Below are 14,244 nucleotides of genomic sequence, written 5' to 3' on the forward strand. Positions count from 1 at the left end.
CGGTCGCCGGGGCCGATCCCGGCGTACGCCCGGGTAACCGCTAGCGTCGGGTCCATGGCCCGCAGCAAGTCGCTCGAGATCGTGTCCGAGCTGGTCGCCAACGTGCTGACGATCGAGGTCGCCGAGGGCGACAGCGTCGAGGCCGGCGACACCGTCGTGCTGCTGGAGTCGATGAAGATGGAGATCCCGATGCTGGCCGAGCGCGCCGGCACCGTCACCGCGGTCAAGGTCACCGTCGGCGACGTGGTGCAGGACGGCGACGTCCTGGTCGTCCTCGACTGAGGCTCCCCGCCACGACGCGGGACCCCTACGCTCTCGCCATGACTCCGGAGCGCGCCCGCAGGATCCACGTGGTGGTGGCCGGGGTGACCTGGTTCGCCGTGTTGTGGCAGCTGGCGCTCGTCCTCACCGGCGAGGCGGTGCTCGTCGAGGAGGACCCGCCGGGGCTGGGCGCCCGCATCTACCGCTTCTTCGCCTACTTCACGATCCAGAGCAACCTGCTGGTGGCGATCACTGCCACGGCGCTCGCGCGGACCCCGGCTCTCGACCGCACGGCCTGGCGGGTGGCGCGGCTCGCGGGGCTCGTCGGGATCACCGTCACCGGGCTGGTGCACTTCTTCCTGCTGCGCCCGCTGCTCGACCTCGACGGCGCCAGCTGGGCCACCGACAAGCTGCTGCACGTGGTGGTGCCGGTGCTCGCGGTCGCGGCGTGGGCAGTCGCCGGCCCGCGACCGCGCGCGAGCGTGCGGGAGGCGGCGTACGGGCTGGTCTGGCCGGTCGCGTGGACCGCGTGGACCCTGGTCGTGGGGCAGGTCGACGGCTGGGTGCCGTACCCGTTCCTGGACGCCGACGAGAACGACTGGGGCGCGGTCGCCGTCACGTGCGCGGGCATCACGGTGCTGTTCGTGGCGCTGTTCGCGCTCTTCACCTTTCTGGACGGGAAGCTGCGACCCGCTCCTCGCTAGGGTCGGGAACCATGGAATTCCGATACCTCGGCAACAGCGGTCTCAAGATCTCCGAGATCACCTACGGCAACTGGCTCACCCACGGCTCCCAGGTCGAGAACGACGTCGCGACGCAGTGCGTGCGCGCCGCGCTCGACGAGGGGATCTCCACCTTCGACACCGCCGACGTCTACGCCAACACCAAGGCGGAGACCGTCCTCGGCGAGGCCCTCAAGGGAGAGCGGCGCGAGTCGCTGGAGATCTTCACCAAGGTCTACTGGCCCACCGGCCCCGGCGGGAAGAACGACACCGGCCTGTCCCGCAAGCACATCATGGAGTCGATCAACGGCTCGCTGGAGCGGCTGCAGACCGACTACGTCGACCTCTACCAGGCCCACCGCTACGACACCGAGACGCCGCTCGAGGAGACCATGCAGGCCTTCGCCGACGTCGTGCGCCAGGGCAAGGCCCTCTACATCGGCGTCAGCGAGTGGACCGCCGACCAGATCCGCGCCGGCGCCGCCATGGCCAAGGAGCTCGGCTTCCAGCTGATCTCCAGCCAGCCGCAGTACTCGATGCTGTGGCGCGTCATCGAGGACGAGGTCGTCCCCGCCTCCCGCGAGGTCGGCGTCTCCCAGATCGTGTGGAGCCCGATCGCCCAGGGCGTGCTGACCGGAAAGTACAAGCCGGGCGCCGAGCCGCCGGCCGGCTCGCGCGCCGCCGACGAGAAGGGCGGCGCCGACATGATCAAGCGGTTCATGAACGACGACGTCCTCACCGCCGTCCAGGGCCTCGAGCCGATCGCCGCCGACTGCGGCCTGACGATGGCCCAGCTTGCCGTCGCCTGGGTGCTGCAGAACGACAACGTCGCCGCCGCCCTCGTCGGGGCCTCGCGTCCCGAGCAGGTCTCCGACAACGTCAAGGCCGCCGGCGTGAAGCTCGACGACGACGTGATGAAGCGCATCGACGAGGCCCTCGGCTCGGTCGTCGTCCGCGACCCCGCGATGACCGCCGAGAACGCGCCCAAGGGTCGGGTGGCCTGAGGCTGGCCGCCCCCGAAGTCCCCGGATGTCCGGGGACTTCGGCCTGATCGTGGAAGATCCGGGTCACCAGGTGGCTCGGATCCTCCGCGATGCCCCTTTTGGGACTCCTCAGGCCCACTGCCGTTCGGCAGTCCCTGCCTCGTGTTGCTCCACCATGGGATGCCGGGACGTGCTGCACTCCCCTCACGCTCCTTCATGAGGGAAGTGCGACCTCGCCGACATCCCATGGTGAAGCAGCGGCGGCGTGGCGAGCTGTACGCCGTCGGCGCGATAGCTAGGGACGTTCTGGCGGGTCCGGGACCGGTTTCGCCCACCAGAACGTCCCTAGCTACTGCTGGCGACAGGCGTGGCGCGTACGCCAGCCTCAGGCGGCGCGCGTCACCCGGTAGCGGACGAAGGCCGGGACGGCGAGGGCGGCGAGGACGGTGAAGACGACCACCAGCACGCCTCCGCCGGCAGCGGCGACGGCGGCGCCGGTGGCAGCGGCGGTGGCGCCGTGGGCGACGTCGGCGATGCGGGGGCCGCCGGCGACGACGACGATGAAGATGCCCTGGAGGCGGCCGCGGACCGAGTCGTCGGCCGCGGCCTGGAGCATCGAGGTGCGGAAGGCGGCCGACGCCATGTCGGCGGCACCCCCGATCGCGAGCATGAGCACGGCGAGGCCGAGCATGCCGGGCAGGTGGGGGGCGAGCATCGCGGCGACGCCGAAGCCGACCATCGCCAGGCCCCACACGATGATCGCCGCGATCACCGCCACGCCCTGCCGCTCCACGCGGGAGACCCAGCCCGACAGCACCCCGCCGACGACGGCGCCGGCCGGGATGGCGGCGAAGAGCAGCGCGAAGGCCAGGCCGCCCTCGCTCGGGCCGCCGAAGTCGACGTGGGCCATCTCGGGGAAGAGCGCGCGGGGCATGCCGAAGACCATCGCGATGATGTCGACGACGAAGGACATCATCAGCACCGGCTGCGCGCGGAGGTAGCGGAAGCCGTCGACGACGGCGCCGATGCCGGGCGTGACGGTCGCACCGATCACCGGCAGCGCAGGCAGCCCGACGACCGCGAAGAGGGTCGCGAAGAGCGTGATCGTGTCGAGCAGGTAGAGCCAGGAGAAGCCGACCAGCGGGATCAGCGCGCCACCGACGAGCGGGCCGGCGATGCCGCCGGCCTGCATGACGGTCATGGTGAGCGAGTTCGCGGCCGGGAGGAGCTCGGCGGGCAGCAGCCGCGGCAGCAGCGCGGAGCGGGTGGGCTGGTTGACGGCGAAGAACGCCTGCTGCACCGCGAACAGCGACAGCAGGAGCCACACGTCGGCCCCGCCGAACGCGGCCTGGAGCCAGAAGCAGGCGCTGGTGGCGATGAGCCCGGTGGTGGTGATCATCAGCAGGGTCCGCCGGTCGAACACGTCGGCCAGCGCGCCGCCCCACAGCCCGAAGACCACGAGCGGCACGAGGCCGAAGACACCGGTGAGGCCGACGTAGGCCGACGACCCGGTGATCGCGTAGATCTGGGCCGGCACCGCCACGACGGTCAGCTGCGCGCCGACGACGGTGACGATGTTGGCCAGCCAGAGGCGGCGGAAGTGGGGGTTCGCGAGCGGGCGGGTGTCTGCTAGCAGTCGCCTCTCCACGTCCCGCAGGCTAGGTCACGCCACCGGGTGCGCCGAAACCGGTCGGCCCACGCCGCCGCTAGCATCGAGCCCATGGGTGCAGGCCACGGACACGGCGGCCACGCGGGCAGTCGCCACCGCTGGCGGCTGGCGGTCTCGTTCGGGCTGGTCGCGGCGTTCTTCGTCGTCGAGCTGGCGGTCGGGCTGGCCAGCGGGTCGCTGGCGCTGATCTCCGACGCGGGCCACATGGCCGCCGACGTGGTGGCGCTCGGCGCGGCGCTGGTCGCCACCAAGATCGCCACCCGGCCCGACGGCACGGGCCGCCGCACCTACGGCTCCTACCGCGCGGAGGTCTTCGCCTCCGGCTTCACCGTGCTGGTGATGCTCGGGGTCTCGGCCTACGTCGTCGTGGAGGCGGTCCGCCGCGCCGGTGACGAGGTGGAGGTCGCCGCGGGCCCGATGCTGGTGGTGGGCGCGATCGGCCTGCTGGTCAACCTGGTCTGCCTGCTCCTGCTGCGCGGTGGCGCCCAGGAGTCGATCAACGTCAATGGCGCCTACCTCGAGGTGGTGGCCGACGCCGCCGGGAGCGTCGGCGTGCTGGTGGCCGGCGTGCTGGTCCGCGCCACGGGCGCGCCGGTGTGGGACACGGTGGTGGCCGTCGGGATCGGCGTCTTCGTCGCGGTGCGCGCGGTCCTGCTCGGTCGGGAGGTGCTGGCCGTCCTTGGCCAGCACGCACCCCAAGGACTCGACCTCGACGCCGTCGTGCGCGACCTCGAGGCGGTGCCGGGGGTGGCCGAGGTGCACGACCTGCACGCCTGGACCCTCACGTCGGGGATGAACGTCGCCACCGCCCACGTCGTCGTCCGGGTGGGCGCCGATCCCCAGGCGGTGCTCACCGGAACTCAGGCGGCCCTTCGCGAGGGGCACGGCATCGACCACGCGACCCTCCAGGTGGAGGCCAGCAAGGCACGGGAGTGCCACGCCGCGTCCTGGTAGGCCGAGGGCCGCGCCCACGCCCGAGGGGGTGAGCGCGAGGCGGCGTACGGACGATCTGGGTCACACGTCCCGCCCGTGCGGGCGTGCGGATCCGGCGCCGCGCCGGCGGTCCGGACTACTGTCGTCGACGTGGGACATGCCGTCCCGCGTCCACCCGAGCCACAGGAGCACTCACATGGCCATCATCGGTTTTCTCGTCTTCGGGCTGGTCGTCGGAGCGATCGCCCGTCTCATCAAGCCCGGCAAGCAGAACCTGAGCATCCTCGCGACGCTGCTCCTGGGCGTCGTGGGCTCGCTCATCGGCGGCATCGTCGCCAGCGCCCTCGGCACCGGTGACATCTTCGAGCTCAACATCCTCGGCGCGATCGTCGCGATCATCGCCGCCGTGCTGCTGATCGGCGTCGCCGAGGGCCTCTCCGGCCGCAACAAGGCCCACGTCTGACCTGCGCCTGACGAGCGGCGCCCGCGCCGCCCCGTCCCGCCGCCCCCGCTCCGCCGCCCAGGCCGGAGCCGGGGCGGCGGTGTCGTTCCCGGGGCGAGCGAGATCACAGCGTCGCGGAATTGGATCGTTCCAAAGAGGTCGTCAGACTGGAGGGGAAGAGTCCTATCCGAGGAGATGACATGCGACTCATCGACGAGCTCAACGAGCTCCACGACCACTACGCCGGACGCATCGACGAGGCCGTGGCCCGCGACGACGTGGCCGGTGCGCACGACCTGGCCCAGGCCTACGAGGACGACGCGATCCGGCTGATGGCCGAGCGCGAGGGCCTCACCCACCTGCTGCCGCTGGAGCGTCAGCGCCCGCAGAGCGCGCTGCGCACGCTGGTCCGCCGGCTGGTCCCGGGCCGGGCCGCCTGACCCCTCCGCCGCAGGGACGACGACGTCAGATGGCGTCGTCGTCCTCGGGGAGCTCCATCGCGGTGACCATCGCGACCACGTCGGCGATCGAGTCGACGACCCGCGTCGGCCGGTAGGGGAACTCCTGCACCTGGTGCCGCTCGGTGGCGCCCGTCGCGACCAGGATCGTGCGCATGCCGGCCTCGAGGCCGCTGATGATGTCGGTGTCCATCCGGTCACCGATCATCACGGTCGTCTCGGAGTGCGCCTCCAGCCGGTTGAGGGCGCTGCGCATCATCAGCGGGTTGGGCTTGCCGATGAAGTACGGCTGGCGTCCCGTCGCGGTGCTGATCAGCGCCGCCACCGACCCGGTCGCCGGCAGCATCCCCTGCGCGCTGGGACCGCTGGGGTCGGGGTTGGTGGCGATGAAGCGCGCGCCGTCGTTGATCAGCCGGATCGCGCGCGTGATCGCCTCGAACGAGTAGGTGCGGGTCTCACCGAGCACGACGTAGTCGGGGTCCTGGTCGGTCATCACGTAGCCGATGTCGTGGACGGCGGCGGTGAGCCCGGTCTCGCCGACGACGTACGCCGACCCGCCCGGTCGCTGGTCGTCGAGGAACTGCGCCGTCGCCAGCGCCGAGGTCCAGATCGACTGCTCGGGGACGTCGATGCCGCTGCTGCGCAGCAGGCGCACCCGCAGGTCGCGCGGGGTGAAGATCGAGTTGTTGGTCAGCACCAGGAACGGCACGTCGGCCTCGCGCAGCGCGGCGATGAACTCCTTCGCGCCCGGGATCGGGTCCTCCTCGCGGACGAGGACGCCGTCCATGTCGGTCAGCCAGGTGTGCACGGGTCGGGGTTCGCTCACCGACCCATCGTCCCATCCCGCCGGCCCGCTCCGACGTGAGCAGCGTCCCACCGCCGGACGGGGGCGGGAACTGGTGCCGCGGACCCCGGAGGGACAGGGTGGTCAGGTCGCCACCCGACACCGTGGGACCAGCACGACCAGAGCAGGAGCGCCGTGGACACCGAGCAGACCCCCGCCGAGCAGGAGCCGGACCGGCCGGCCCCGGAGCCGGCCCCCGAGCCGGCCCGGATCGAGGCACGCGCCGTCGCGATCCGCCGCCGGCGCGCGTGGCTGCTGCCGGCGACCAGCCTGGAGGTGGTCGAGGGCGAGGTCACCCTCGCGGTGGGCGACCCCGACGACCGGCACGCGCTGCTCGCGCTCGCGGTCGCCGGACGGCTGGCCGGCGTGGAGGGCGAGGTCCTGGTCGACGGCGTCGCCGACGCGCGTCGGCTGCAGCGCGAGGTCGCGCTCGTCGACGTGGTCGGCGTGACCGCGCCCGAGCCGGTGCTGCCGGTGCGCGCGGTGGTGGGGGAGGACCTCGCCATGGCCGGGCGCCGGGCGTGGTCGCGCGACGTCGCCGCCTGGCTCGCCGAGGCGGCGCCGGAGGTCGCCGCCGACGCGCAGCTCGGCGACCTCGAGCCGGCCGCCCGGGTCGCCCTGATGACCCGGCTGGCGCTGCTGCGCTCGCCGCGGTTCCTCGTGCTCGCGCTGCCCGAGCGCCACGGCGCGCTGCCGGCGGGCTGGTGGCAGGTCGTGGCCGACGCCGCCGCCGACGGGCCGGGCGTGCTGGTGACCGCCAGCCCGACCGCCGCCTCCCACGTCGCCGGACGCGCCGACCGGACCGCGCCCATCGGGCCGGGCCACGACCAGCCGACGCGGTCGGCGCAGACCGAGGAGGTCTTGTCATGACCGGGTTCCGGATGGCGCTCAACGAGCTGCGCCGCATCACTGCCGGGCGGCTGCCTCGCATCGCCGTGGTCGCCCTCGTGCTGGTCCCGACGATGTACGCGGGGCTCTACCTGTGGGCCAACTACGACCCCTACGGCAACCTCGACCAGGTGCCGGCCGCGATCGTGGTCGAGGACGCCGGGGCCGTGCTGCCCGACGGCACCCGCCTCGACGCCGGCCGCCAGGTGGCCGACGACCTGCTCGACCGCGGCGACTTCGACTGGCGCGAGGTCAGCCTCGCCGACGCCGAGGAGGGCGTGCAGGACGGCACCTACGACTTCGCGCTCCACGTCCCGAAGGGCTTCTCCGCCTCCCTCGCCAGCAACGCCGACCTCGACCCCCAGCGCGCGCGGCTGGCGCTGCTGACCAACGACGCCAACTCCTACCTCTCGACGACCATCGCCGGCACGGTGACCGACCGGGTGCGCGACGCGCTCGCCAGCCAGGTCGGCGCGGAGGCCGCGACGACGTTCCTCACCGGCTTCGCCGACATCCGCAGCCAGCTCGCCTCGGCCGCCGACGGCGCCGGGAGGCTGGGCGACGGCCTCGGCGACGCCCGTGACGGCGCGGCGAGCCTCGCCGACGGTGCCGACCGGCTCGAGGGTGGCGCCGACGAGCTCGCCGGCGGGCTCGGCACCCTCGCCGACAGGACGTCCTCCCTGCCCGGCCAGACACGGCGCCTGGCGACGGGCGCGCGCCAGGTGGCGCGGGCCAACCAGCGCATCGCCGGGCTCGGCGACCAGGCGGCGGCCGCCGCGACCCGGATCGACCGGGCCCGGGCCGAGCGCCGGCGCGAGCTGGTGGAGCGGATGCGCCAGCAGGGCCTCACCGCCCAGCAGCGGCAGGCCGTGCTCGCGGTCTTCGACGACCTCGGCGCCGCGGTCGCCGACGGCACCGCCACCGTGCGGCGCACCTCCTCCCAGCTCGACCGGCTCGCCACCGGCGCCGACCGGGTCGCCGACGGCAACGAGGCGCTCGCCGCAGCGGTCCCCGACCTCGTCGACGGCATCGGGCAGGCGCGCGACGGCGCGGGCCGGCTGCGCGACGGCGCCGAGCGGCTCTCCGGTGGCGCCGACGAGCTCGGTGCCGGGCTGGAGAAGCTCGACCGGGGCGCGTCGCGCCTCCAGCGCGGCCTGGAGAAGGGCGTCGAGCAGGTGCCCGACGTCGACGGCACCACCCGTGAGCGCCTCGCCGACGTGATCGGTGACCCGGTGCGGGTCGACTCGCGCTCCGACGCGACCGCCGGGACCTACGGCGCCGGGCTCGCGCCGTTCTTCCTCAGCCTGGCCGCCTGGATCGGTGGCTACGTCCTCTTCCTGCTGGTGCGCCCGCTGTCGCCGCGCGCCCTGGCCGGCGACCAGCACCCGCTGCGCGTCGCGCTCGGCGGCTGGCTGGCGCCGGTGCTGCTCGGGGCCGTGCAGATGGTCGTGATGTCCACGATCGTGTTCGGCGTCCTCGAGATCGTCCCGGCGAACATCCCGGGTGCGCTGGCGTTCCTCGTGCTGACCTCGGCGGTCTTCGTCGCGATGGTGCACGCGCTCGCGACCTGGTTCGGCAAGGCGGGGCAGTTCATCGGGCTGGTGCTGATGGTGCTCCAGCTGATCACCGCCGGTGGCACCTTCCCGTGGCAGACGCTGCCGCCGGCGCTGCACCCGCTCCACCACGTGCTGCCGATGTCGTACGCCGTCGACGGCCTGCGGCAGCTGGTCTACGGCGGCCCCGACGTGCGGGTGCTCTCCGACGTGCTGGTGCTGCTCGCCTGGCTCGCGGTGGCGCTCACCGCCACGACGGTCGCGGCCAGGCGGCAGCGGGTCTGGTCGCTCAAGACGGTGAGTCCCGAGCTCCAGATGTGAGGCAGCCCGTCAGGCCTGGGCCGCGTGGCGCCCGGGCACCGTGTCGTCGGCCGTGTGGTCGTCCTGCACGGGGTGGCTGCGCTCGAGCCCGGCACCCTCGACGTCCACGTCGGGCAGGATCCGGTCGAGCCACCTCGGCAGCCACCACGCCGCCTCGCCGAGGAGGTGCATCGCGGCCGGGATGAGCAGCATCCTCACCACGAACGCGTCGAGCAGCACGCCGAACGCCAGCCCGAAGCCGATCGGCTTGATGGTCGCGTCGTGGGAGAACACGAAGCCCGCGAAGACGGAGATCATGATGATCGCCGCGGCGGTGACGACGGAGCGGCCGGCGTGGAGGCCGTGCTGCACCGCGACGCGCGCCGGTGCCCCGTGGGCGTACGCCTCGCGCATCCCGGAGACCAGGAACAGCTGGTAGTCCATGGCGAGCCCGAAGAGGATGCCGGTGGCGATGATCGGCAGGAAGCTCAGGACCGGGCCGGGGGCGTGCACGCCGAACAGGTCGCCGAGGAAGCCGAGCTGGAAGATCGCGGTGATGCCGCCGAAGGCCGCGAGCAGCGACAGCACGAAGCCGAGCGTCGCGGTCAGCGGCACCAGGATCGAGCGGAACACCAGCACCAGGATCAGCAGCGACAGCCCGACGACCAGGACGAGGTAGACGGGGAGCACCGAGGCGAGCTTGTCGGAGATGTCGATGCCGGCGCTGGCGTTGCCCGCGACGCCGAGGGTGGCCCGCTCGCCCGAGGTGGTGGTGGGCTCGAGGGTGCGCAGGTTCTGCACGAGCTCGGCGGTCGACTCGCTCGACGGAGACCCGTCGGGGACGACCTGGAAGGCCAGGGCGGTGCGGTCCTTCGACACACCGATCGGCACGACCGCGTCGACGCTCCAGGTCCGGCCGATCTGCTCGGCGATCTGCGCCTGCTCGGCCACCTCGCCGTCCGCGGCGACCGGCTCCGGCAGGTCGGCGACCACGAGCAGCGGGCCGTTGGAGCCCTCGCCGAGCTTGTCGGCCTGGACCTCGTAGGCCCGGTAGGCCGCGGAGTCCGGCGGCTGGGTGGAGCCGTCGGGCAGCCCGAGGCGCATCTGCGTCGCTGGTGCAGCCACGGCCAGCAGGGCCACCACACCGACGCCGAGGACCGTGAGCGCGCGGCGGTTGGACATCGGGGTGTCGCGCGCGGTGACGGCGGTGGGGTCGGCGGCGTGCTCCCCGGCGCCGAGCCGGGCGCGCTCGCGGCGGCCGAGGATGCGTCGTCCGACCAGCGACAGGACGGCGGGGGTCAGCGAGACCGCCATGAGGATCGCGACCAGCACGGCGACCGCGCCGACGGTGCCCATCAGGCCGAGGAACGGCACCCCGGTCACGTTGAGCGCGAGCAGCGCCACGATGACGGTCACGCCGGCGAAGACGACGGCGTTGCCGGACGTGCCGTTGGCCAGCCCGATCGACTCGTGGAGGTCGGCGCCCTGCTTCAGCTGGCGGCGGTGCCGGTTGATGATGAAGAGGGAGTAGTCGATGCCGACGGCGAGGCCGAGCATCACTCCGAGGACCGGCGTGACGGAGACGAAGTCGAAGACGCCGGAGAGCGACAGCGACGCGAGCGAGGCGACGCCGACGCCGAGCAGCGCGGTGACGAGGGGGAGCGCGGCGCCCAGGACGGTCCCGAGCATCACGAAGAGCACGATCGCCGCGACCACGACGCCCGCCACCTCGCCCGGACCGAGGATCGACGGCACGGTCTGCGCGATGTCCTGCGAGGGGTGGAGCGCGACGCCGTCGATGTCGGCGTCGGTGACCAGGTCCTCGATCGCGGACTTGGCCTCGAGGCTGACCTCGTTGATGGAGACGTCGAAGGTCACGTTGGCCACCGCGGCGCTGCCGTCCTCCGAGACGGTCCGGAAGCCCGAGGAGAGCTGCGAGAGGGTCAGGCCCTGCTGGAGCGCAGGCTCCTGCTCCTCGATCTTCGCGCGGTTGCGGTCGATGCGGGCCTGCCCGGCGTCGAGCTGTGCCTCGGCGTCCGCGAGCGCGCCCCGCACCGCGGCCAGGGTGCCGTCCTGCCGGGCCTGCTCGCGCTGGGCCTCGACGGCCGCACGCCCGGCGTCGACCTGCCCTTGGGCGGCGCTGAGCTTGCGCAGCCCGTCGTTGAGCTGCTGCTGGCCGTCGGCGACCTTACGGGCCGAGGCGTCGAGCTGGTCCTGGGTGGTGAACGGGTTGCTCACCTCGGTGACCTGGTCGACCTCCGCCACCTCGTCGAGGAGGTCGCCGACCTCGCGCCGCTGCGTGTCGGTGAAGGCCTCGCCGTCGGTGGTCTCGACGACGATCGCGCCGTTGCCGCCGCCGGTGCCCTCGAAGTCGCGCTCGAGCTGGGCCGAGACGCGCGTCGTCGGGGTGTCGGGCAGTGTGATCGAGCTGGACAGCGTGCCGGCGAAGGCGGCGTACGTCGCCGCGGTGATCGCGAGCACGACCAGCCACGCCCCGATGACGGTCCAGTGGCGGCGCGCGGCGAAGCGTCCGAGGCGGTAGAGGAGCTCGGCCATGTCGGGCCTTTCAGGTGGCGGTGCGGAGTCGGGAGGGGAGCGGGTGGGCGCTGGTCAGCCGGCGTAGCCGTGCTGCAGGCGCAGCAGCAGGCGGTCGAGGAGCCGGTCCCAGTCGGCGCGGGCGTCGGGCGCCACGTCGGGGGTCAGGTCGGGGTGGTCGCAGATCCAGAGCGCGGCGATCGCGGCGAGCCCGTTGGTCAGCAGCACCAGCGTGAGCTCGAGGTCGAGCGGGTCCAGCGCGGGCGCGCGGTCGTGCAGCCGCTCGCGCAGGCGTACGCCGACGTGCTCGAGCGCGGTCCGGGAGATGGCGTCGGTGCGCTCGTCGGCCTCGCCGGGACCGCCCAGCACGCGGGCGATGGTGGCGACGGCGGTGGCGAGGTCGACGCCGCGGGCGGACTCGCACACGGCGGCCAGGGCGGCCCGCGACCCGGGCTCGCCCGCCGGGAGGTCGACGGTGTCGCGGTCGACCGCGTCGAGCAGGTCGGACGTGACCTCGGCCAGGATCTGCTCGCAGACCGCCACCAGCAGCTGGTCGATGCCGGCGACGTGGTTGAAGACCGTGCGCCGGGAGACCCCCGCGAGCGCGGCGACCTGGTCGACCGTGAAGCCGTCGGCTCCGTGCTCGGTCGCCAGCGTGCGGGCCGCGTCGAGGATCGCGCGGCGGCGCTGCTCGCGGGTGCTGGTCAGGGTCACCGCTCCAGTGTTGCACTCAGTGCAAAAGCGGCGTTCGTCGCCCGCCCTTTCCGGGTAGTCCAGTGGCAGAACGCTGTCGTTCGGGCCCTTCCGCGACGTTGTGCCACTGGACTACCCCCGCGGGGAGGGCCCGACACAGGAACGACCTGCAGCCGGGCGGCTGCAGGTCGTTCCGTACGGAGGCTTCGTCAGGCGGTGCGGAAGCGGCCGACCTCGGTGGTGAGGCCCGCGGCCATGGCGACGAGCTCGCTGATCGCGGACAGGGTCTGGTTGACCGCCGCCGTGGTGCTGTCGGCGGCCGCGGAGACGCCGGAGATGTTGCTGGCGATCTCGCCGGTGCCGGTCGACGCCTCGCCCACGTTGCGGCTCATCTCCTGGGTCGTCGCGGTCTGCTGCTCGACGGCCGCGGCGATCGTGTTCTGGTGGTCGTTGATCGTGGTGACGATCTCGCCGATCTCGCGGATCGCGACGACGGCCCCTGAGGTGTCGGCCTGGATGGCCTGCACGCGCTGGGCGATGTCGTCGGTGGCCCGGGCGGTCTCCTGCGCGAGCTCCTTGACCTCGTTGGCGACCACGGCGAAGCCCTTGCCGGCCTCGCCGGCGCGGGCGGCCTCGATGGTCGCGTTGAGGGCGAGCAGGTTGGTCTGCTCCGCGATCGAGGTGATCGTCTTGACGACGGCGCCGATCTCCTGGCTGGACAGGCCCAGCTTGGCGATCGTGTCGTTGGTGGTGTCGACCATCGTCACGGCCTGGGCGGCGACGCGGGCGGCCTCGTTGGCGGAGTGCGCGATCTCGCGGATCGCCGAGCCCATCTCGTCCGAGCCGGCGGCGACGGTCGCGACGTTGCGCGAGACCTCGGAGGCGGCACCCGAGACCACGCCGGCCTGCACGCTGGTCTCCTCGGCGCCGGCCGCGATCTGGTGGCTGGCCGTCGACAGCTGCTCGGTGGCGGCGGCCACGGCGGTGGCGGAGCCGCCGACGGTCTCCACGATGCCCTTCACCGAGGCGATCGACTCGTTGACCGCCTTCTGGAGGTTGCCGGTGCACCCGGTCGCGGTCTCGGGCACGCGCTGCGTCAGGTCGCCCCTCGCGAACTCCTGGAGCGCGGCGATCGCCTGCCGCATCGGGCCGACGAGGCTGCGGGTGATCACCCACGCGAGCGCGCTGAGCACGACGAGTCCCAGCAGCGCGACGAGGAGGACCACCGTGCGCATGCGGTGGGACGTGGCGATCAACGCGGAGGAGGCCGCCTTGGCGTCGCCGCTGATGCTGTCGAGGGTGTCGGAGAGGATCGCGTCGGTGGTGTCGTTCGCTGCCTGGACCGCCTCGATGCCAGCGACCCGTGCCGCCGCGTCCTCGCCACCAGCGGAGTCGACGATCGACCCGATGGTGGTCGTGTAGTCGCCGAACGCCGCCTCCACCTCGTCGACCCGGGCCTCGTCGTCGGGGTCGAGGTCGAGGCTGCGCAGGTCGGCGACCAGCGAGGCGACCGTGCCGGTGTCCTCGTCGACGTCGCCGCGCAGCGCCGCGGGGTCACCGCCGGCGAGCGCCTTCAGGGCGGTCACCTTGAGCTCGCTCGCCCGGGTGTCGAGCGACTTGTAGTCCGACAGGGCCGCGTTGTGGTTGCGGGCGACGCCCGCATCGGACTCGACCCCACGGGCCGAGGTCCAGGCCACGCCTGCGACCGTGGCCGTCGAGGCCAACCCCACCGCGGTGATCACCGCGATCCTGCGACCGATGGTCCAGTTCATCTTCATCCCGCACGTCCCTCGCCGTGTCTGCGCGCACCGCGCGACGGCGCGCTCGTGGTGCGCGTCGCGCGTGTGGCGCGACTCACTCATGATCGGCACGGTCCGCCCCACCCTGAGGGGTACGGCGTCGCGAGGTGTGCCGCTCGAGGGTGGCGGCAGACGACATCGTGCGGGCCGCCGGGGATGTCGTA

Annotated in this window: 13 protein-coding genes; 8 read left to right on the plus strand and 5 right to left on the minus strand. The window is 73.1% G+C overall.

Features of this window, described 5'->3' with window-relative positions:
- The first annotated feature begins 54 nt into the window (after positions 1 to 54).
- From ACFFJG_RS10675 to ACFFJG_RS10685, 3 genes are read left to right on the plus strand one after another with little or no spacing between them, the layout of a single operon-like run.
- Positions 55 to 282 (plus strand): biotin/lipoyl-binding carrier protein, encoded by a 228-nt coding sequence (locus ACFFJG_RS10675; protein WP_121142516.1) that lies wholly within the window; start codon positions 55 to 57, stop codon positions 280 to 282.
- Positions 283 to 320: 38 nt separating this feature from the next.
- Positions 321 to 965 carry a Pr6Pr family membrane protein gene (locus tag ACFFJG_RS10680; protein ID WP_378518680.1) on the plus strand — a complete coding sequence of 215 codons (645 nt, stop codon included), beginning with the start codon at positions 321 to 323 and terminating at the stop codon, positions 963 to 965.
- Between the two features lie 11 nt (positions 966 to 976).
- Positions 977 to 1,987, plus strand: coding sequence for an aldo/keto reductase family protein (locus ACFFJG_RS10685; protein ID WP_378518681.1), 1,011 nt, complete (start codon positions 977 to 979; stop codon positions 1,985 to 1,987).
- Positions 1,988 to 2,351: 364 nt separating this feature from the next.
- Here the strand turns inward: ACFFJG_RS10685 and ACFFJG_RS10690 are convergent, their stop codons facing one another.
- A complete protein-coding gene (locus ACFFJG_RS10690; RefSeq protein WP_378518682.1) occupies positions 2,352 to 3,614 on the minus strand; it encodes an MFS transporter in 1,263 nt (420 codons plus the stop codon).
- A gap of 72 nt (positions 3,615 to 3,686) precedes the next feature.
- On the opposite strand from ACFFJG_RS10690, the gene ACFFJG_RS10695 reads away from it, so the two are divergent.
- The 3 genes from ACFFJG_RS10695 (at position 3,687) to ACFFJG_RS10705 (ending at position 5,450) form a co-directional block, all read left to right on the plus strand.
- Complete coding sequence (locus ACFFJG_RS10695; protein ID WP_378518683.1) at positions 3,687 to 4,589, plus strand: cation diffusion facilitator family transporter; 903 nt, start codon at positions 3,687 to 3,689, stop codon at positions 4,587 to 4,589.
- Between the two features lie 175 nt (positions 4,590 to 4,764).
- The gene (locus ACFFJG_RS10700; protein ID WP_378518684.1) at positions 4,765 to 5,031 is read left to right on the plus strand and encodes a GlsB/YeaQ/YmgE family stress response membrane protein; all 267 of its coding nucleotides are present in this window, start codon (positions 4,765 to 4,767) and stop codon (positions 5,029 to 5,031) included.
- A gap of 179 nt (positions 5,032 to 5,210) precedes the next feature.
- Entirely contained in the window at positions 5,211 to 5,450 is a 240-nt protein-coding gene (locus tag ACFFJG_RS10705) for a hypothetical protein (RefSeq protein ID WP_378518685.1), read from the plus strand.
- A 25-nt stretch (positions 5,451 to 5,475) separates the two neighbouring features.
- Here ACFFJG_RS10705 and ACFFJG_RS10710 read toward each other — a convergent pair whose 3' ends face one another.
- Positions 5,476 to 6,255, minus strand: a complete 780-nt coding sequence (locus tag ACFFJG_RS10710; RefSeq protein ID WP_378519481.1) for an HAD-IIA family hydrolase — start codon at positions 6,253 to 6,255, stop codon at positions 5,476 to 5,478.
- Between the two features lie 192 nt (positions 6,256 to 6,447).
- Here ACFFJG_RS10710 and ACFFJG_RS10715 point away from each other — a divergent pair, with 192 nt between their 5' ends.
- Both ACFFJG_RS10715 and ACFFJG_RS10720 read left to right on the plus strand, forming a co-directional pair.
- A complete protein-coding gene (locus ACFFJG_RS10715; protein ID WP_378518686.1) occupies positions 6,448 to 7,182 on the plus strand; it encodes a hypothetical protein in 735 nt (244 codons plus the stop codon).
- Positions 7,179 to 9,074 carry a YhgE/Pip family protein gene (locus ACFFJG_RS10720; RefSeq protein ID WP_378518687.1) on the plus strand — a complete coding sequence of 632 codons (1,896 nt, stop codon included), beginning with the start codon at positions 7,179 to 7,181 and terminating at the stop codon, positions 9,072 to 9,074. Before ACFFJG_RS10715 ends, ACFFJG_RS10720 begins: the two co-directional genes overlap by 4 nt.
- A 9-nt stretch (positions 9,075 to 9,083) precedes the next feature.
- Here ACFFJG_RS10720 and ACFFJG_RS10725 read toward each other — a convergent pair whose 3' ends face one another.
- The 3 genes from ACFFJG_RS10725 to ACFFJG_RS10735 all read right to left on the minus strand — a co-directional run bounded on the left by ACFFJG_RS10725 (position 9,084) and on the right by ACFFJG_RS10735 (position 14,143).
- Positions 9,084 to 11,609: an MMPL family transporter gene (locus tag ACFFJG_RS10725; protein ID WP_378518688.1), complete on the minus strand. Its 2,526-nt coding sequence runs from the start codon at positions 11,607 to 11,609 to the stop codon at positions 9,084 to 9,086.
- Between the two features lie 54 nt (positions 11,610 to 11,663).
- Positions 11,664 to 12,302, minus strand: coding sequence for a TetR/AcrR family transcriptional regulator (locus ACFFJG_RS10730; protein WP_378518689.1), 639 nt, complete (start codon positions 12,300 to 12,302; stop codon positions 11,664 to 11,666).
- Positions 12,303 to 12,490: 188 nt separating this feature from the next.
- On the minus strand, positions 12,491 to 14,143 hold the full coding sequence (locus ACFFJG_RS10735; protein ID WP_378518690.1) for a methyl-accepting chemotaxis protein: 1,653 nt from the start codon (positions 14,141 to 14,143) through the stop codon (positions 12,491 to 12,493).
- Positions 14,144 to 14,244 lie beyond the last annotated feature (101 nt).

Source organism: Nocardioides zeicaulis, from assembly GCF_042432345.1.
Lineage (GTDB): Bacteria > Actinomycetota > Actinomycetes > Propionibacteriales > Nocardioidaceae > Nocardioides > Nocardioides zeicaulis.

Coding starts and splice junctions, on each gene's coding strand:
- ACFFJG_RS10685 (WP_378518681.1), top strand. CDS start 977: ATGGAATTCCGATACCTCGGCAACAGCGGTCTCAAGATCTCCGAGATC.
- ACFFJG_RS10710 (WP_378519481.1), bottom strand. CDS start 6,255: ATGGACGGCGTCCTCGTCCGCGAGGAGGACCCGATCCCGGGCGCGAAG.
- ACFFJG_RS10675 (WP_121142516.1), top strand. CDS start 55: ATGGCCCGCAGCAAGTCGCTCGAGATCGTGTCCGAGCTGGTCGCCAAC.
- ACFFJG_RS10705 (WP_378518685.1), top strand. CDS start 5,211: ATGCGACTCATCGACGAGCTCAACGAGCTCCACGACCACTACGCCGGA.
- ACFFJG_RS10700 (WP_378518684.1), top strand. CDS start 4,765: ATGGCCATCATCGGTTTTCTCGTCTTCGGGCTGGTCGTCGGAGCGATC.
- ACFFJG_RS10695 (WP_378518683.1), top strand. CDS start 3,687: ATGGGTGCAGGCCACGGACACGGCGGCCACGCGGGCAGTCGCCACCGC.
- ACFFJG_RS10725 (WP_378518688.1), bottom strand. CDS start 11,609: ATGGCCGAGCTCCTCTACCGCCTCGGACGCTTCGCCGCGCGCCGCCAC.
- ACFFJG_RS10735 (WP_378518690.1), bottom strand. CDS start 14,143: ATGAGTGAGTCGCGCCACACGCGCGACGCGCACCACGAGCGCGCCGTC.
- ACFFJG_RS10680 (WP_378518680.1), top strand. CDS start 321: ATGACTCCGGAGCGCGCCCGCAGGATCCACGTGGTGGTGGCCGGGGTG.
- ACFFJG_RS10720 (WP_378518687.1), top strand. CDS start 7,179: ATGACCGGGTTCCGGATGGCGCTCAACGAGCTGCGCCGCATCACTGCC.